We start from the raw sequence: 17,863 nt of genomic DNA, 5'->3' as shown, positions 1-17,863 counted from the left end.
TGCGATGCCCCTGATCCGCATTTCTCTGCGCGCCGGCACCCCTCCGGCCTACCGCACCGCCCTGGTGGAGGGCGTCTACGCGGCCCTGCGCGAGACCTTCGCAGTGCCCGAAGGCGACCTGTTCGCCCTCGTCCACGAGCACGAGACGGCGAATTTCCACTACGGGCCGGACTATCTTGGCATCCGCCGCGGCGACGAACTCGTGATCATCCAGATCACCGCCAACGCCACCCGAACCACGGCCCAGAAGCGTACGCTCTACGCCGCCATCACGCGCAACCTCGGGCGCGAGCCGGGGGTGAAGCCGGCCGACGTGCTCGTGAATTTGGTCGAGGTCGCCCCCGAGAACTGGTCGTTCGGCGACGGGCTGATGCAGTACGGTCCGCCGGACCCCTGACGGTGCGGGAGGCGGGCTTGACCGTAGCGAGACCGGAGTCCAGGTGCGGGGCCCGCCGCCAGATCTGGATCGCATGAGCCCCACCGCGCACCTCGCTTTGATCAACCTGTTCATCGGCGACATCCAGGGTGGTCTTGGGCCATTCCTGGGGACCTGGCTGGCGCAGGCCGCATCCTGGAGTCCGGCGCGGATCGGGTTCGTCATCACCCTGGTTGGATTCGGGACGCTCTTTCTGAGTGGTCCGTTCGGGGCCCTTGTCGACCGCTTTCCGCGCCCGCGCCTGTTGGTGGCGCTCGCCTGCGCAGCGATCCTGGTAGGCACGCTGCTGCTCCTGCCAGCGCGCAGCTTCCCGGCGGTTCTGGTGGCGCAGCTACTGGCCGCTGCAGGTGGCACGCTGCTTCTGCCAGCGGTCGCGGCGCTGACCCTGGGAATCGTCGGGAAGGACGGATTCCCCAAGCAGCAGGGTCGCAATCAGGCCTTCAACCATATCGGCATTCTGATCGCTGCCGGTGGCATCAGCCTCGGTACTAGTACCTTCGGCCCAGCCATCGCCTTCTGGGTACTGGGCGGCATGGCGGTCGCCGCGATCGTCGCCACGCTGACGACACCGGCCGGCGCCTGGAACCAGCGTCGCGCCGTGGGCTGGAAGGAAGACGAGGACGACGAGCCGCAGCGCAGCGGCATTCGGCAGGTTCTCGGCAACCGGCGCCTCTTGGTTCTCACCGTGGCGCTGACGCTGTTCAACCTCGGCAGCGGCGGCATGCTGTCCCTGCTCGGCCAGAAGCTGGTTGCCACCGCTGCTGACGCCACGACCTGGACCGCCCGCTACGTGATGGTGGCACAGTTGGTGATGGTGCCGGTGGCGCTGTTCGCCGGCTCCCTGGCGGATCGGCGCGGACGGCGTCAGCTCCTGATGGTGGCCTTCGCGGTGCTGCCGGTACGGGCGGTGCTCTCGGGCCTGATCGACGATCCGGTCTGGCTCATCACTGCGGAAGTCCTGGACGGCGTGGCTTCGGGCATTGTCGGGGTGGCGGTGCCGGTGATCGTGGCGGACCTGACCTGGGGCTCCGGCCGCACCCAGACGGCACTCGGCAGCGTCAACGCCGTGCAGGGCGTCGGCGGCGCCTTGTCGGGCTGGTATGGCGGCCTGTCCTACACCTTGTTCGGCTGGACCGGCGCGTTCCTCGCCCTCGGGGTGCCGGCGCTTATGGCCCTCGCGCTGGTGATCTGGCTCGATACAACCCCCGAGCCTGGGCGGCGCCGGCGTCGACGGGAGCGGCGCAGCGCGGCGATCCAGGCAGCGTAGGTTTTCTCCGGGCCGCCGACTTTTCGTAAAGTTTCACGCTGCGGGGAGAGGGAGCGATGAGGGATCGGTCCCCCGTATCACTCGGGGTGGTGACCCCGGACGACCTGCGCGCCGTAGACGCCGTCTTCGACGATCTCACCGCCTATTCGATGCGGGTCGATGGCGTGCCGCGACGCGCGGATGCGGCCGCGGCGTTCGTGACAATGCTCCCGCCGGGATGCGATCTGCACAATAGGCACGCGTTCCTGGCAAAGTGCGACGACACGGCCATCGGTCTTCTGCATCTCGTCAATGGCTATCCCACAGCAGAAACAGCCTTCATTGGGCTCCTGGCGATCCGCGAGAGTGCTCAAGAATCCGGCCTCGGCCGGGCGCTTTACCAAGCAGCGGAGCAATTCGCTCGGAAGAACCTACACGTGCGCACGCTGCGCTTGGCCGTGGTGGAGACCAATCCGGTCATGAGCTTCTGGACGCGGATGGGATTCAGCCCGACCGGTGAGATCAAGCCGTTCCGGGGCGAACGCGTTACTTCTCGGGCGATCCTGATGAGAAAGCAGCTTTGAAAACACGAAAAGCCCGGCCTGTGAGGCCGGGCTACTTCGAAGAATAACCATCTCGCGGGGACGGTCAGCCGATATGCGGGCTGCCGGTGGCGGCTGGGAAGCGGTCGGCCAGGGCGCGGCGGAGCTTTTCCAGGGCGCGGTTCTCGATCTGGCGGACCCGCTCCTTCGAGATGCCGAGGCGCTGGCCCAAAGCCTCCAGGGTCGCCTGATCCTCGGCGAGGCGCCGCTCGCGCAGGATCCGCAGCTCCCGCTCGGACAGGACCGTAAGTGCCTGCTGCAGCCAGCTGAGACGCCGTTCCCCATCGACTGTGGCGCTGACGGTCTCGTCCGGTAGCGCGGCGCCATCGACCAGAAAGTCCATGCGCTCGGATGAGGCCTCGTTGTCCTCGCCAATAGGCGCGTTGAGCGACATATCGGGGCCCGAGAGGCGGGCATCCATCAGTGCGACGTCGTCGCGCGAGACGCCGATCGCCGTCGCGATGCGGCGATGGATCTCGTCGCCGACATGCTCCTCGGTGGATTGCATCAGCCGCGCACGCAGGCGGCGCAGATTGAAGAACAGGGCCTTCTGGGCCGAGGACGTGCCACCGCGTACGATCGACCAGTTGCGCAGGATGTAATCCTGGATTGAGGCCCGGATCCACCACGTCGCGTAAGTCGAGAAGCGGACATCCCGCTCCGGCTCGAACCGCGCTGCAGCCTCCATGAGACCGACATGCCCCTCCTGGACGAGGTCGGCCATGGGCAGGCCGTAGTGACGAAAGCGCCCCGCCAGGGCGATGACGAGGCGCATATGGGCTGAAATCAGGCGGTGCAGGGCGCGTTCGTCGCGGTTGTCCTTCCAGCGGACAGCGAGGCCACGCTCTTCTTCCCGTGCCAGGAAAGGCGCCTCCATGGCAGTCCGTATGAACTGCCGACGAATTCCAGCGATATCAGCCATCCCGCCTGCCTCTTGTTGCCGAGTGCTGTTGCGGCGCCGAACGGAGCGTTCAACCCGCAGGGCGTCACCGATGGGCGGCGCCAGGCAACCGACAACGGGAGGTAAAACACGAAAGTTCCGCCGCTCCGCTTCGCAGTGCGCCAACCGGATGGCCACGTTTTCGTGTTCTGTTGGAAGAAAATGGGTTCCAGCACCGTGCCGTCCAGTCCTGACCCTTCAATCCGACAAGGAAACGTTGGGCTCGGAGCCGATCGGGGTCCGATTGATCCCGCGAAGAGCGCTCGGCGTTTCGGCATAAAAAAAGCCCGGCCATTCGAGGCCGGGCTCCGTCTCGCCGAAGAACGGCGCTTCAGGCGGCCACTTCCTGGATATCGTCTCCCTCGCCGTCGGCATCCGCCTCGGGCTCAGCTTCCTTGGCACGGCGCGGCGACTTGGCCAGGCTCTGCTCGATCAGCTTCAACGCCTCGGTTTCGGTGATGCGGTTGACCGAAGAGATCTCACGTACGATCCGGTCGAGGGCCGCTTCGTAGAGCTGACGCTCGGAATAGGACTGCTCGGGCTGGGCCTCGGAGCGGAACAGATCGCGCACCACCTCGGTGACGGCGAGCAGATCGCCCGAGTTGATCTTCGCCTCGTATTCCTGGGCCCGACGCGACCACATCGTACGCTTGATCCGGGCACGGCCGGTCAGCACGTCCAGCGCCTTCTTCACCAGTTCCGGCTCGGCGAGTTTGCGCATGCCAACGCTGTTGGCCTTCGCTGTCGGAACGCGTAGGACCATCTTGTCCTTCTCGAACGAGACGACGAACAGCTCAAGCTTGTAGCCCGCGATCTCCTGCTCCTCGATCGCGGTGATGCGACCGACGCCGTGAGCCGGATATACGACGGCCTCACCGGTCTTGAAGCCTTGCCGGCCGGCGGTCGTCGTCTTCTTGGCTGTGGTCATGCGAGAAGGGCCTCCACTGGCGCGCGACGCTCCGCGCCAAACCGTGTTCTTCCGGGCGGGATACCCGGTTTGCCTCGCCGTTCCCGGGATTTTCGCCTGTTGGGCGAAGATCCGGGCGTTCCCCGGCGCGGCCGTGCAAACACCGGAACATCTACCGAAGTCACCTTCGGCAGTCATTCGCGTGCCATCCTACGTAATCCACGAAAGCGAAAGGCATTTCGGCCGGAGGGAGCACGTCTGGCGCGAGCGACGGCAGGCGGATTGTGTATCACAATCCGGCGCGCAGATCAAAGCATCCCTGAAGAAGCACGCGCGGTCCCGGCGCGGCCTCGGAAGAGTTTTAAATTGGCCAAGCCAGAGCGGAATGACCTCTGGGCCGCTCAGCGCATCTCTTGACGCAGGTCGGACTCAGATTCCGTCTCGATCCACAAGCGTCCGTCGGATGGACGGCGGATCGCAACATCGTGAGGCAATCCGTTATCCAGTTTCTGCGCCGCGCGGGTTGCGTTTCAATCGATCCTGTTTGGAAGCGACCTCCGCGTGGGCATCAGGCTTCAATCGCCAGAACCAGGGTTGGCCGAGAAATGCGCCTCGAGCTTGCCGGCGACGCCGTCCCACTCCTTGGCGTCGCCTGGAGCGTCCTTCTTCTGCGTGATGTTCGGCCAGCTCTTGGCGTAATCGGCGTTGAGTTTCAGCCAGGTCTCGAGGTTCGACTCCGTGTCCGGCTTGATCGCCTCCGCGGGACATTCCGGCTCGCAGACGCCGCAATCGATGCACTCGTCCGGATGGATGACGAGCATGTTCTCGCCTTCGTAGAAGCAGTCCACCGGACATACCTCGACGCAGTCCATGTACTTGCACTTGATGCAATTGTCGGTGACGACGTAGGTCATCGGCTGTCTTCGTCCCAAAATTCTGGTCTGCCGGGGCGGTGCCTCGGAGGCCCGCACGCCCAGGTGGCGCTGCGATGGTGCGCCGCAAAACCTGGCGTCGAACCAAGTCTTTCGGAAGCCAAGGGCTCTAGACCCTGCCTTCCGGGCTGACAAGCGCGTGGGTGTCCCAGGGGCAGGCGACCCGGTGCTCGATCGGCCCCTGTGGCGCTCGCTCCTCACTCGGGCGGTCCGATCTCCGGCTGGATGCCGGCCAAATCTTCGTACAGGAGACGCGCCTCCGGGGCCGGGCCCCTGCGCTCACCAAGGCTGAGCACCCGCACGGCCAATGTCGCGTGCGGGGCCGCCACTGTCACCACATCACCGATCACGATGCCCTTGGCCGGATTTTCAGCCCGAGTTCCATTTACCCGTACGAAGCCGTCTTCGGAGAGACGCGCGGCCAGGGAACGGGTCCGCGCAAACCGCGCGAACCACAGCCATTTGTCGAGCCGCTGCCGACCCTCCCGCATCCGCGAGGATCAGCGTTTTCCGCCGTCGCCGGCTTCGAGCTGCGCCTTCAGCGCGGCCAGCTTGGCGAAGGGCGAGTCGGGATCTGGAGCCCGCTCCCGCCGCGGCGGACGCTGATCGGGCCGCGGCGCTGCGTGACGCTGTTCGGCATTGCGCTGCTCATCCCGGCGTTCCGGACGGACGCCCTCGAACCGCTCGCGACGGGGACCGCGGTCGCGCCCGGTGCGGGGCCCGCCCTCGTTGCCAGGGCGCTCGCCCCCCTCTGCCCGCCGCTGATCGGGGCGCCCGCTCTCCGGGCGACCGGGACCTTGCTGTTGACCCTGCTGGCCGCCGTCGCGTCCGCGACCGGCCCCACGCGGGCGGTTCTGCGGTCGGGGATTGGCCGGACGCTGATGGCGCTGCAGGCGCCAGACCTCGATCAGGATCTGTTCGGCCGGGGCCTCAGTCTGCGCACCGTCGGATTCGCTCTCGGCCGATATCGAATCGGACGCGGGCTCGGCTGCTTCCGACTCGGCAACCGTCTCAGTCGGCTGGATCATCTGCGAGTCATGTGTCTCGGCGGACTGAGCGGTTTCAGCGGGAGCCTTTTCCAACTCGGTCTGTGGTGTGGGCGGCGCCTCCCGCTCGGCTTCGGCAGCCGCTTCGACAGGCTCGGCTTCCGGTGAAGCATCGGGAGCGGATTCGGGGCTTTCCGCGGCGACGAGGGCGGGCTCCGTGTTCTCCGGGGCTGTTGTCTCGTCGCCAGAGTCCGCCACATCAGCAGCCTGCGCGGGGGCATCCGTCTCATTGCCGGTGGATTCGCCGGCCGAGTCCTCATTGAGGGCGCCGGACTCGCTCGCCGGGGCAAGTTCCGACACCGGAGTCACCACGACCGGTGCGGTCGCAGCCGCCGGAAGAAGCGGCACCGTGATAGCCGGACCGGGGCGGGCCTCCAGGGAATAGCCCAGCGATTTCAAGATTGATGCAAAATCCTCGCCCGAGCAGCCCACCAGTGAGGTCATTCCGACGGTCGCCACGAAGGCATCGCCGTCGGCCGTGCCGTCCGGCGGAGCACCCGGCGTGGTGCCCGGACGATAGGCGATCGCCGAGCGAATCAGGTCGGCCAGCCGCTCCAAGATGTCGACCCGCACCGCGCGTTCGCCGCTGACACGGAAGCCAGCTGCCCGGTAGAGGCCTTTGGCGATTTCTCGGTCGACCTTGATCGACGTGCGGCCGGAGCCGGCCAGATGGGCGATCTCATCGAGGCCGCGCTGGTCGAGCCCGCCATTGCGCAGGGCCCAGAGCTGGGCTGCCAGGGTCCGCGGGGCCGGCTTCAGCAGGGCCGGCAGGAAGATGTGGTAGGCGCCGAAGCGCACGCCGTGCCGGCGGAGCGCGCCGCGCCCCTCCTGGTCGAGGCTGCGCATCTCGTGGGCCACCTTCGAGCGCTCCAGCACGCCCAGTGCCTCGACCACCTGATAGCCGATGCCCTTGGCCAGCCCTGTGAGGTCGGCCGCGGTCTCGAGCTCCATCAGCGGGCCGAGAAGGCGCACGATCATGGCTTTCAGCCAAGCATCGAGCCGCGCCTCGACCTTCTCACGATGCGCGCCCGTCAGGCTGTCATCGGCCAGCAGACGAATCTGCGGGGCGAACAGTTTTTCCCCAGGGGTCAGCTTCGCCACGGGAGCGCCGGTCCAGCGAATCATTCCGTCATGCGCGAGCACGAGGGTCGAATCGGCGGTCGCCGCGAAGCGGTCGGCTCGGGCCTCGATCTCTCCGGAGAGCGCCTTCTCGGCGGCACTCCTCAGAGTCTTGGCCTCGTGCCCCTCGGCGCTGGCATCGGGGACAAATAGGAATCCATGCAGGTGACCGACATGCTGACCCTCGACGGTGACGTCACCGTCGGCGGAAATTTGGGCTTCGAGCATCGTGTTCTCTCTCAGGCGCCGCATCAGGACGCTTGTGCGCCGGTCGACGAAGCGGCTCGCGAGGCGTTCGTGCAGGGCGTCTGACAGCCTGTCCTCTACCCGACGTGTCTCGCCCTGCCAATGTTCAGGGTCGCGCAGCCAATCGGGGCGGTTGGCCACGAAGGTCCAGGTGCGCCCTTGGGCGATCCGTCGGGACAGCGTATCGATGTCGCCGTCGGTGCGGTCGATCATCGCCATCTGCTCGGCGAACCAGGTGTCGGGGATGCGTCCGGCCATGCCCTTCATGAGGAAGCGATAGAGCTGCGCCACCAGATCGGCATGCACCTGCGGGTGCACCTTGCGGTAATCCGGTACACCGCAGACATCCCAGAGACGCCTGACCGTGGATTGGCTCCGCGCCATGTCGCGGATGTCATCCTCGCGCATCAAAATCTCGAGCGCCTGCTGGTCCTGCCCCATCGGCGCGCGGGTGAGACCGGATTCGCGCGGGTGCTCGTCGAGGCTCGCCTGGAGCGCCTCCAGAGTCCCAAAGCTGAGATCCGGGTTGCGCCATTGCAGGATGCGCAGCGGATCAAAGTCGTGATTCTCCAGCCGCTCGACCATCTCGGGCTCGAAGGGCGGGCAGCGACCCGTGGAGCCGAAGGTCCCGTCCGCGAGATGGCGGCCGGCACGGCCCGCGATCTGGCCCATCTCGGCGGGGGTCAGCTTGCGGAAGCGAGTGCCGTCGTATTTCCAGTTCGCCGCGAAGGCGACGTGGTCGACGTCGAGATTGAGCCCCATCCCGACCGCGTCGGTGGCGACGAGGTAATCCACGTCGCCGGCCTGGTACATCTCGACTTGGGCGTTGCGGGTGCGCGGCGAGAGCGCGCCCAGCACGACCGCAGCCCCCCCGCGCTGGCGCCGGATCAGCTCGGCGATCGCATAGACCTCCTCGGCCGAGAAGGCCACGATCGCGGTGCGCCGGGGCAGGCGCGACAGCCGCTTCTCGCCCGCGAAGCTCAGCTTCGACAGCCGCGGCCGCGTCGTGGTGTGGACGTTCGGGATCAGTCCCTGGACCAGCGGCAGCATAGTCGAGGAGCCGATCAGCAGCGTCTCCTCCCGGCCGCGCACATAGAGCAGGCGGTCGGTGAAGACGTGGCCGCGATCCATGTCGGCAGCGAGTTGGATCTCGTCGATGGCGACATAGGCCACGTCGAGGTCGCGCGGCATCGCCTCGATCGTGCAGATCCAGTAGCGCGGCCGGTCCGGCTTTATCTTTTCTTCCCCGGTCACGAGGGCGACCTTTTCCGGGCCGACCTTGGCGACCACGCGCAGGTAGACCTCCCGGGCGAGCAGCCGCAAGGGCAGCCCGATCATGCCGGTCGGGTGCGCGAGCATCCGCTCGATCGCGAGATGCGTCTTGCCGGTGTTGGTCGGTCCGAGAACCGCCGTCACACCGCGGGCGCGGACGTCGCGCGGCAGGGACCGGCGGGGGAGGGGGCGGAGCGGCGCGTCGATGGTCGGCGGTTCCTTCGGACGGGAAGGCCGGCGCGGCGCCGTCTGGCGCGGGCAGGGAGTTTCGGGCGGCCGGGCGCGTCAGGGACGATAGGGCCGCGTCGGTCCTCCCCCATATGGGATATCACCCGGGCCGCTGCCAACCTGCGGCATAATCAGCGGATAGACATCGATCTGCGTGGGCGGGGATCCTGGCTGGGGCGTCAGGTCGGCGCAGAGGGTATCGGGTATGGCCACCAGCGGGCCGTGTCGAGGCGGCCGGTGCTCGATCACCTGGGCCGACGAGAAGGCATCACCGCCGCAGCCGGGATCGGCCGATCCGGCGGTCAGAGGCTGGGCCGCGGCTGATCCGGCGCCTGCGAGGGCTGCCAGAACGAGGGCGATTCGGAGGCGGTGCGAGTACATGCGCGGATCATCGCCGGGAAGATGAAAGATTCGATCGTTGTAGCGGCCTGCTCGATGGGCCTCCCGAACACGGCCCCTCACTCAATAATGTGCCCGAAGCGGATCGAAAACGCGCAACGGTCAAACCGAGCGCTCTGCGAGGTGGCGATCTCGAATGGAACGGCCGGTCCCTGATTCAAGTGGAACCACAATACCGTGCGCGATTAATACGTAAATACGGGCATGTAGCCGATTATGTCTGCTCGGTCCGACGGCGACTGCCGTTCCAAAAGTTTTCCAGGTCTGATATTGTAATTATAAGAGTTGATTCAGTCCGCATTGCCGAGTGCGGGATTCGGCATCGATCAAAGATTTCAAGTTTGAAGTGCTAGGATATCAGAGCCAGTGGAAATGAATGTTGAAAGTAAAACTGTTTCAGTGGTTATAGCTGCGTATAATGGCTCTTCATTCATTCATGAGCTGCTTAATAGCGTCATCAACCAAAGTTTCAGACCAATCGAGATCATCGTCGCGGATGACCGCTCGACGGATCAGACCGTAGAGATCGTCAAATCGATTGCAGCAGTGTCCTCGGTGCCGTTAGAAATAAAAGTTAACGATGCAAATCTTGGATTTCGCGACAAATTCCTGAATGCGGACTTATTGGCAAAGGGAGACTTTATAGCATTCTGCGATCAGGATGATATCTGGGATCTCAAAAAACTCGAGCGCGTCGCAGCTTTTTGCCAAAAGCCAAATATCTCAATGATTGTACACGCCGCTTCAAGTTTGGATCAGTCGACCGGTAAGCTAGTAAAATTTACCCAAGGCATCCGGAGCACCGGTGTCAAGCCACCGCTAAGTTACGATCCTTGGCTGACGTTCTTCGGGTTTTCGATCGTCTTCCGCCGGGAGCTTCTACATCTGGCGGACATCCAGGGGCGGTTCCGAGACTTCATCGTGCCCAACGAAAAGATCGCGCATGACCGATGGATCGTGTTCCTCGGCCAGGTGGTCGGCGAGACGGCGGAACTGAACCTGCCCCTCGTCACCTATCGGCAGCATGCGACAAACCTGTTCGGGGACGGCCGCCGCAGCCATAAAGCGAGAGGGCATGATCCGATTAGGGAGCTCGACGACTACATCTCCGCAACCGCCGACATGATCGAGGTGATCCGCGATCTTCCGGACGAGACTGAGGTCACGTTTCCCCTCTTCGATCGCGGGAAGGCAATCCACTTTTTCCAGCGGGCCCTGCACCAGTTGCGGCAGAGGAAGCAGGTCTACGTCTCGCGCAGCCGGCCCAGGGGCGTGTGGGCGGTGATCCGGAATATCCGTGGCGGGGTCTATCGATCCGTCCACCAGGATGCGATTCGGTGGCGCTCGATCGCGCGCGATCTCAAATACTGTGCGACGCGCTCGTAGGCCGCACACGTTACGGCACCGCCGCGGGCAACCCGAGATAACCGAACACCGCGCGCAGGACGCGCGGCTCCAGCGCGTCGCTGGCTCGCTCACCGCGCTCTCCGGCGGCATCCACTATGCCCCGAACGAGCGCGAACAGGTCGCCCGCCGCGGTTTCGGCCTCGACCGGCGGCCGGGGTTCGAGGTGCCCGAGAAGGGCCAGGAAGGCGCTCGAGATCGCCCGGGTGACCGCGTCCAGGTTGTCGTCAAGCTGAAGTCGATTCTCCTCTCGGTCGAGCAGCAGGGCGAGGCGCGGCCGGGACATCTGGTGGGCGACGGCCGCCTGCACGATCCGACGCAAGCCGAGCTCCGGCGTTGCCGCCTCAGCCGCTTCCTGCACCGCGGCGATCAGCAAGCCAGTCTCCCGCGCGACCAGGGCTGCAGTCAGAGCCTCCTTGCCCGGAAAATACTGGTAGACCGAGCCGACCGAGACGCCGGCCCGCTCGGCCACGGCATTGGTCGTGTAACCGGCTAGGCCCTGTTCCTCCAGAACGCGAGCCGCGCCTTCGAGAATCGTCCGGACCGTTTCGGCGGATCGGGATTGTTCCGGGTTTTTCCGAGGCTTGAGCGCCGGCCTCCGCGCTGCTCGACCTGTCATGAACGCGAGTTCGCCGCCGGGCGGCGCAGGGGCATCATTGGGACGTTCCAACAGACCCAAGGAGCGGTGAATTCCATGTCCGAACAGACCTTCAATCCCAAGCTCACCGTCTTCATGCTGGTGAAGACGTCGCCCGAATGGCTCGCCCTGTCGATCGACGATCGTTTCGCCCGACTGCGCGAGGTGTTCGAGCCGATCCTGCGCCGCCACGCGGATGCCGTGAGGCTGCGCTTCTACGACGCCGAGTTCTACACCGCCCGCGTGACCGACCTGTGGGTCTGGGAGGCGAGCGACAACCACGCCTACGAATGCGTCGTCGAGGCCCTGCGCGAGACGGCCTTCTGGGACCGGTGGTTCACGATCGTGGAGATCATACCGGCCGTGGAGAATGCGTACGCGACCAATTACGGCCGCTCGCCCCTGGCTGCTTGAAGCCGCCGCCTCAATCGGCGCCTTCGACCAAAACGACCTCGCCGATGCCGGCGGGCAGGCGCTTTGCCTTGGCCGCCTGGTACTCCGGCGAAAAATAATAGGCCCGCGCCGCCTCGTAGGAATCGAATTCGAGCACGACGTTGCGCGGCCGGGCCGCGCCTTCCAGCGCCTCGCAGCGCCCACCCCGCACCAGGGGTTTGGCGCCGTGGTGCCGCATCGCCGCGGAGGCCATCTCGGCGTAGGCCGCATAGGTGTCCGGATCGGTGACCGTCATCCGGACGATGATGTAGCCCTTCGGCATGGTCCTCTCCCTTCCTGGCTGCCACGCTTGCGCCGCACGGGTGCCCTGAAAGACGCCGACGGTCAAAGCCGAATCGCGCCCCGGCGCTACTGCCCGGGCAGGCTTGCCTGGGCGACGCTGGCGCCGGCTGTTCCCATGGCGGCACCCTGGGTCCAGCGCGTCGCCTCGATGATGTTGGTGCCGATGGTGGTCAGCACCGAGATGCGCAGCGGGATCAGCGCACGCGTCCCCTCAACGGGGGCGAGCCAGACCGACATCTCGCGGTTGTCCTCCATGAACTTCACGCCGGGCCGGTCCGGCCGGTGGCCGGCCACCGCCTGGTAGCGGGCGGTGCAGACCAGGACCGGTCCCGCATAGCCGGGCTTCTGTACCTCGCGAGTCTCGGCGTAACTCAGCACGACGTTGAACCGGGTGGCGCCGTCGAAAACCGGCAGGGTCCGGTTGCAATTGGCCGGATCGAGCGGTTCGCCTCGGCCCTGAGCCGGCATCAGCAGCGCGCTCACCGGATCCATGATGCCGCGTTTGTGGGCGGCCGTGACGGGAACCCGATCCTGCATGTCGACCAGCGGTGGCGTGATTTCAGCTTGCACGACGTTGCCGTGCGCCAGCGCCATCCGCACTGCGATTCCCGAACTCGCCGTATGGGTCGCGATCGAGAACGCGCCCGGCTGAGGCGCGGTCGAGAAGGTCCCGGAGGCCCGCGCAGAGCCCTTGCCGCCGGTGATGGCCCCGACCAAGCCGGTCAGCACGGCCGAGACGTCCATCAGGTAGCGGTCGTGCTCGAATGTGCCGGCGAGTCGGGCGGTGCCGATCGGCAGGCCAGCGAGGTTGATGCCGTAATCGACCGTCACCGTGGTGGGCGCAGCGGCGGCAGTCCGCTTTGCACGGCGTGCCGCATCGGCCGGTGCGCTGAGCGTCGCTAGGGCGAGCACGGTCCCGAGAAGGCGCGTCGTCAGCGGTTTGATCGTCCGACGGACAGGCGTGGCGCTCATGATCCGGATCGCATCCCAGGAAAATCGGACGACAAATATCGTTTGCAAGACGGTCTCGCGAGACGAACTCGCAGACGGGCTCTCTGCGCTCGGTGCGGGCGCGGTGCCGGCCTTTGTCGAGCGGAGGATGGTTATATCCCGGTATCGTGGTTAACAGACCGTTGGGCGCTGGACTGCCATCGGATACACGCCGGACCCGTCCGGAGCTTGACGCATCGGGGCTAGGTCGCCTATAGGCTCGCGCCTTCAACAGGACTCCGCTGGACCTGGAATACGTATCGGGCGCCGCCCGCTGCGACGATGATCGCGCTGCTTGCGATCGGGTCTTCTCGGGCGGAACGAGACGGGAATTTTAGTCATCATGGCGCGCCGCTGCGAACTCACCGGCAAGGCCGTTCAGGTCGGCCACCTCGTGAGCCACTCGAACCACAAGACCAAGTGCCGGTTCCTGCCGAACCTGTGCAACGTCACCCTTCAGTCGGATGCGCTGGGCAAGCGGGTTCGCTTGCGCGTCACCGCGCACGCCCTGCGCTCGGTTGAGCACCGCGGCGGCCTCGACGCCTTCCTGATCAAGGCCGGTGAAGGCGACCTGTCGCAGACCGCTCGCCTTCTGAAGCGCGAAATTCACAAGAAGCTGGCCGAGACCCCGGCCGTCGCGGCCTGATCTTCGGCGTTTCCACGCCTTATCGGTCTGACACTGCAAACCGCCGCGGCTGACCATGCCGCGGCGGTTTTCGCTTGCTTCTGAAGGGCTGGCCCCCGGTTCCTATCCGGCTTCCGGCCGCGCGATTCGCGTCAGCCATTGGCGAATCGCTGCGCGCACCTCTGGCGCGAGGTCGGTAAGCATCTCCGCTTCCAGCGCATAGACGCATTGTTTCGCCGCTCGGAGCATCACAGCGCCCGTTTCCGTCAGCGTGATCGTCTGGATACGGCCGTGAATCGGATGCGGCGTCCGTTCGACGAGACCAGCCTTCAATAGGTTCGCAACGATGACGCTCATGGTTTGTGGCGTCACGAGCGCAAGCCGCGCGAGATCCGCGCCACTGTGGCCGGGATACGCGTCCAGCATCGTCAGGGCCGAGAATTGCGGCAGGGTGAGGCTGAGGCCGCTCAGCCGCTGCTCGACGCGCTGACGATGAGCATGGGCCGCCTGCCGAAGTAGATAGCCCAGATGACCGTCGACGCCGCGCTTGCCTTCGCCGGCCTCTGGCAACTCGTCCATGACGTCAGCCATTGCGCTTATCAGGGCTTTGATATGATGTGTGGGCGCTGACATTATCGAAGCGCGGAAGGCATGCCATGGACGATGTGACACTTGAGAAAGCGGCTTTTTCGTACGACATTTTTAGGGCTTCGATCCCGGCGGCCCATGCCGCACTGCTCGCCCTCGGTGAGGCCGTGGACAAGGCTGGCCTGGATAAGCGCCTGAGCGAGATCGTCAAAATCCGCGTCTCCCAGATCAACGCCTGCGTGTTCTGCCAGGACTTCCATCTTGATACGGCCCGCCACCTTGGTATCGCGGATGGCACACTCGACGCGATCGCCGTCTGGCGCGACAGCGCAGTCTTCTCGCTGCGCGAAAGAGCTGCCCTGTCCTGGGCCGAGCACCTCACCCGTATGGCCGATGGTCCAGGGCCCTCAGCCGTGGAACCTCCGAGCGCGCTGTTCGGCCGGGACGGAGTTATGGTGCTGACCGCCGCCGTTGCCACCATCAACGCCTGGAACCGCATGGCGGGCGGCCTGCATTTCCCACCGCTCGCCCGGCACGCGACCTGAAGGCCGCGCCGATGCGACCCGTTCCCGAACGCCCAATCGACGTCGTGGACGAAACGGCGGTGTGAGCCTGCTACCCGCTCCTAAGCCGGTTGCGGCCGCATTGATCCGGTTCGGAGAATCTCGTCGCACGCTAGCGGCGCCAGACCGTAGACGGCTATCGCTTCGTCGTGCTTCGGCATGGTGTCCGTCTCGTGCTGCTGGCAAGCTTCCGGTTCCAGAGAATCCGGTCCACGGGCGGCACCTGTAAGTCGACGATCTATTAACAGACGGAGGCGAGCGCGGCGGAGGTCTTGCCGGATCGATGATGGCGCATCCGACCGGTCTCGCTCGCGAATCGGAATGCGATCAATTCCTGCCCGATACGCCGATGGCCAACGTGCTTAGCCACCGCTTCTCTTATCGCGATGGCTTGGTTGCCGGCGCGCTCGGACCCAATATCGAAGTCGCGGGTTGATGGACGCTCGGATCGGCAAGCGGCCCGGTTTCATCTGAATTCCCGAGCAGGGGGCGCCTCGCTTCGGACCCCAGAGGCGTGCGAGTCGCCCGCTTTCGGCCGGCTGTTTCCTGCAAGGCTTACGGCGCATGTCAGCGCCTTGGAATAAGACCGGCAACGGGAAAACCGATGTCGATCGGTCTTAAGCCAGCGCGATCGGGCTTGTAACGGCGGCGGCGAACAGCCTGCGTTCAGGCGGCCCGGACGGTGGTGAGGAAGCGGTCGACCTCGGCCGAAAGCTGCTCGGATTGGCGCGACAGCCCAGTGGCGGAGGCGAGGACCTGCTCGGCTGCTGCGCCGGTCTGCTCGGCAGCCTGCGCCACCCCGGCGATGTTATCTTTGACCTCCTGCGTACCAGTCGTCGCCTGGGTGACGTTGCGGACGATCTCGCGGGTCGCCGCCCCCTGCTGCTCCACCGCCGCCGCGATCGTGGTCGCGACCGTGTTGATCTCCCGGATGCGGCCGGTGATCGTGCCGATCGCCCCAACGGCCTCGCCTGTGACCCCCTGGATCCGGCCGATCTGGCTGGCGATCTCTTCCGTCGCCTTGGCGGTCTGCCCGGCGAGTTCCTTCACTTCGGTTGCCACGACGGCGAACCCCCGTCCCGCCTCGCCGGCCCGCGCTGCTTCGATCGTGGCGTTCAAGGCCAAGAGGTTGGTCTGGGCGGCGATCGAGGCGATCAGCTGAACGACGTCCCCGACTCGGGCGGCCGCTGCGCTCAGCTCGGAGACGAGGGCGGCGGTCTGGTCAGATTCGCCCACCGCGCGCTGGGCGAGGGTGGTCGAATCCTGCACCTGTCGGCCGATCTCATCGACGCTGCTGCCGAGTTGCTCGGCGGCGCTCGCCACGGTGTTGACGTTGGAGGCGGATTGCTCGGCCGCCGCGGCCACCGTGCCGGATTGGCTGGCGGTCTCCTGAGCGCTCGCTGTCATCTGCGAGGCGGTGGCTTGCAACTCCGTTGCGGCGGATGCGACCTGGGTGATGATGCCGGAGACCGCCGCCTCGAAACGCTCAGCCAGCTGCCGTGTGACCGCCCGACGCTGCTCCTCGGCGGTACGGCGTGCCTCGTCCGCCTCGGCTTCGAGCTGCCGGGTCCGAATCAGATTGTCCTTGAACACCTGGACGGCGACGGCCATGGCGCCGATCTCGTCATGGTGCTTCTGGGCCGGGACTGTGACGGATGCGTCGCCGGCAGCCAGTGCTCGCATGACCGTGGTCATCGTGCGAATCGGCCGCAGCACGCGGCGGACTACGACCAGCGTGCCAACACCGGTCAGCAGCAGAGCGGTGATCAGGAACAGGACGGTCCGCACCAGGGAGGCGCGTGCCTCTTCGGTCAGCGCCCGAGCCCGGTCGACCAGCGCATCGAGCGCTGCTGTGGCCAGGTCGGCGATTGTATTCACCTCGGCGGTGTGGCGAATGCGCATCTCGTCGATGGACAGGTCGATCCGGCGGCCCTGCGTGAGCGCCTCCGTAAAGGCATTGCGGCGCGCCTCGGCCTCGCCCTCGAAGTTGTTCGCTTTGGCCGTGCCGAAGGCGGCTCGGACCGTATCCGAGGTCTCGTCGGCGGCGGTCGCGATGACGCCGGCCCAGGCGGCGGCCAGTCGCCCACGCTCCTCGGCCGCGGCGACGATATCGGCCTGCGACCACGGGGTGCCGGCGGCGACCGCGGCTTCGATCCGCACCACCACGCCCCCAATCAGGGCCCGCGAGGCCCACGCCGAGCGCTTCAAGTCGAGGTAATGCGCTAGAAGCGCATCGCCGCGCGGGATCGCAGCATCGACCGCATCGTTCGCCGCCAGGAAGGCCTCGAGCAGCGCCTGGGACGCCTCGGCGATGGCCGGCAGCGTGCTGGCGGGTCGCTGCTCTGCGGGCACCGCCAATGCGGCGTCGACCTGCGAGCGCAGCCTGAGCGTGGCCGCGTAGGCCCGCTGCAGCGGCTCGACCTTCGCCAGCACCGCGGGCGCATCTACCTCTCGGGCGAGCGTCGCGAGCTGGTCGAGGCCAGCCGCGATCGTGGTGCGTTGGGTGGCGATCAGCGTCGCATCCCTGCCGGGAATCGGCTGAGCAGCTTTCAGCGCCTGGAGCGTGCGGCCGCGCTCCATACGGATGGCCAGCAGATCCTTGAGAAGCGTCCGGCTCGCCTCGGTCAGGGCCACCACGCGGTGGCTGCGCTCCGTCTGCACCTGCGCATCACGCAGGGTCGCCACCCCCGAGGCGATCAACATGACGCTCATCGAGAACAGGGTCGCGCACAGGATTTTGCCGATCGTCAGGGTCGTGAGTTCAAATCCGGCGAACGTTAAGGGTTGCCCACGCGACATCGACAATGGTTCCGTCTGGATGTTGATGCTTTGCCGGATAATATTTGCCATTAATTTGGAATAAATCCAAATCTCCACCGGCAGCATAGCCTTTCTGGATCTGATCCATGACGTTTGCAGCTCGAATTTATGACAATCTATATGTGTCT

The 17,863-nt window shown here is 65.9% G+C and carries 19 protein-coding genes; 8 read left to right on the top strand and 11 right to left on the bottom strand.

Annotation, left to right across the window (positions count from 1 at the left end):
• Positions 1–4: 4 nt before the first annotated feature.
• The 3 genes from MKK65_RS07425 to MKK65_RS07415 all read left to right on the top strand — a co-directional run bounded on the left by MKK65_RS07425 (position 5) and on the right by MKK65_RS07415 (position 2,266).
• Positions 5–397, top strand: a complete 393-nt coding sequence (locus MKK65_RS07425) for a tautomerase family protein (protein ID WP_058190918.1) — start codon at positions 5–7, stop codon at positions 395–397.
• Between the two features lie 73 nt (positions 398–470).
• Positions 471–1,703 (top strand): MFS transporter, encoded by a 1,233-nt coding sequence (locus MKK65_RS07420; protein WP_243956706.1) that lies wholly within the window; start codon positions 471–473, stop codon positions 1,701–1,703.
• Between the two features lie 89 nt (positions 1,704–1,792).
• Positions 1,793–2,266, top strand: coding sequence for a GNAT family N-acetyltransferase (locus MKK65_RS07415; RefSeq protein ID WP_243956704.1), 474 nt, complete (start codon positions 1,793–1,795; stop codon positions 2,264–2,266).
• Positions 2,267–2,330: 64 nt separating this feature from the next.
• On the opposite strand, the gene MKK65_RS07410 is transcribed toward MKK65_RS07415, so the two are convergent.
• From MKK65_RS07410 to MKK65_RS07390, 5 genes are all read right to left on the bottom strand, one after another.
• Positions 2,331–3,206 (bottom strand): RNA polymerase factor sigma-32, encoded by an 876-nt coding sequence (locus MKK65_RS07410; RefSeq protein WP_243956702.1) that lies wholly within the window; start codon positions 3,204–3,206, stop codon positions 2,331–2,333.
• Positions 3,207–3,555: 349 nt separating this feature from the next.
• Positions 3,556–4,152, bottom strand: a complete 597-nt coding sequence (locus MKK65_RS07405) for a CarD family transcriptional regulator (RefSeq protein ID WP_058190914.1) — start codon at positions 4,150–4,152, stop codon at positions 3,556–3,558.
• Between the two features lie 554 nt (positions 4,153–4,706).
• Entirely contained in the window at positions 4,707–5,045 is a 339-nt protein-coding gene (gene fdxA, locus MKK65_RS07400; protein ID WP_058190913.1) for a ferredoxin FdxA, read from the bottom strand.
• A gap of 215 nt (positions 5,046–5,260) precedes the next feature.
• On the bottom strand, positions 5,261–5,554 hold the full coding sequence (locus MKK65_RS07395) for an RNA-binding S4 domain-containing protein (protein WP_243956691.1): 294 nt from the start codon (positions 5,552–5,554) through the stop codon (positions 5,261–5,263).
• Positions 5,555–5,563: 9 nt separating this feature from the next.
• Complete coding sequence (locus MKK65_RS07390) at positions 5,564–8,890, bottom strand: helicase-related protein (protein ID WP_409565378.1); 3,327 nt, start codon at positions 8,888–8,890, stop codon at positions 5,564–5,566.
• An 855-nt stretch (positions 8,891–9,745) separates the two neighbouring features.
• On the opposite strand from MKK65_RS07390, the gene MKK65_RS07380 reads away from it, so the two are divergent.
• A complete protein-coding gene (locus tag MKK65_RS07380) occupies positions 9,746–10,759 on the top strand; it encodes a glycosyltransferase (protein WP_243956772.1) in 1,014 nt (337 codons plus the stop codon).
• Between the two features lie 10 nt (positions 10,760–10,769).
• Here MKK65_RS07380 and MKK65_RS07375 read toward each other — a convergent pair whose 3' ends face one another.
• Positions 10,770–11,396 carry a TetR/AcrR family transcriptional regulator gene (locus MKK65_RS07375; RefSeq protein WP_243956682.1) on the bottom strand — a complete coding sequence of 209 codons (627 nt, stop codon included), beginning with the start codon at positions 11,394–11,396 and terminating at the stop codon, positions 10,770–10,772.
• A gap of 75 nt (positions 11,397–11,471) precedes the next feature.
• Between MKK65_RS07375 and MKK65_RS07370 the strand changes: the two genes are divergently transcribed.
• Positions 11,472–11,828 carry a darcynin family protein gene (locus tag MKK65_RS07370; RefSeq protein WP_243956680.1) on the top strand — a complete coding sequence of 119 codons (357 nt, stop codon included), beginning with the start codon at positions 11,472–11,474 and terminating at the stop codon, positions 11,826–11,828.
• Between the two features lie 10 nt (positions 11,829–11,838).
• Here the strand turns inward: MKK65_RS07370 and MKK65_RS07365 are convergent, their stop codons facing one another.
• Entirely contained in the window at positions 11,839–12,129 is a 291-nt protein-coding gene (locus tag MKK65_RS07365) for a DUF1330 domain-containing protein (RefSeq protein ID WP_243956678.1), read from the bottom strand.
• Between the two features lie 86 nt (positions 12,130–12,215).
• On the bottom strand, positions 12,216–13,121 hold the full coding sequence (locus tag MKK65_RS07360; protein ID WP_243956669.1) for a DUF3108 domain-containing protein: 906 nt from the start codon (positions 13,119–13,121) through the stop codon (positions 12,216–12,218).
• A 361-nt stretch (positions 13,122–13,482) separates the two neighbouring features.
• Here MKK65_RS07360 and rpmB point away from each other — a divergent pair, with 361 nt between their 5' ends.
• The gene (gene rpmB, locus MKK65_RS07355) at positions 13,483–13,785 is read left to right on the top strand and encodes a 50S ribosomal protein L28 (protein ID WP_058190906.1); all 303 of its coding nucleotides are present in this window, start codon (positions 13,483–13,485) and stop codon (positions 13,783–13,785) included.
• A 102-nt stretch (positions 13,786–13,887) separates the two neighbouring features.
• Here the strand turns inward: rpmB and MKK65_RS07350 are convergent, their stop codons facing one another.
• On the bottom strand, positions 13,888–14,355 hold the full coding sequence (locus MKK65_RS07350; RefSeq protein WP_243956667.1) for a MarR family winged helix-turn-helix transcriptional regulator: 468 nt from the start codon (positions 14,353–14,355) through the stop codon (positions 13,888–13,890).
• Between the two features lie 65 nt (positions 14,356–14,420).
• On the opposite strand from MKK65_RS07350, the gene MKK65_RS07345 reads away from it, so the two are divergent.
• Together MKK65_RS07345 and MKK65_RS07340 are read left to right on the top strand one after the other, a co-directional pair.
• A complete protein-coding gene (locus MKK65_RS07345; RefSeq protein ID WP_243956665.1) occupies positions 14,421–14,897 on the top strand; it encodes a carboxymuconolactone decarboxylase family protein in 477 nt (158 codons plus the stop codon).
• 301 nt (positions 14,898–15,198) lie between these two features.
• Positions 15,199–15,351 carry a hypothetical protein gene (locus MKK65_RS07340; protein WP_243956663.1) on the top strand — a complete coding sequence of 51 codons (153 nt, stop codon included), beginning with the start codon at positions 15,199–15,201 and terminating at the stop codon, positions 15,349–15,351.
• 230 nt (positions 15,352–15,581) lie between these two features.
• Here the strand turns inward: MKK65_RS07340 and MKK65_RS07335 are convergent, their stop codons facing one another.
• Positions 15,582–17,714, bottom strand: coding sequence for a methyl-accepting chemotaxis protein (locus MKK65_RS07335; RefSeq protein WP_409565377.1), 2,133 nt, complete (start codon positions 17,712–17,714; stop codon positions 15,582–15,584).
• Positions 17,677–17,823: a hypothetical protein gene (locus tag MKK65_RS07330; RefSeq protein ID WP_243956659.1), complete on the bottom strand. Its 147-nt coding sequence runs from the start codon at positions 17,821–17,823 to the stop codon at positions 17,677–17,679. Before MKK65_RS07330 ends, MKK65_RS07335 begins: the two co-directional genes overlap by 38 nt.
• Positions 17,824–17,863: the final 40 nt, after the last annotated feature.

The sequence above is a fragment of the Methylobacterium sp. J-001 genome, assembly GCF_022829565.1.
GTDB lineage: Bacteria > Pseudomonadota > Alphaproteobacteria > Rhizobiales > Beijerinckiaceae > Methylobacterium.
The sequence above is the reverse complement of the archived record's forward strand: the minus strand, read 5'-3'. Positions and strand labels throughout refer to the sequence as shown.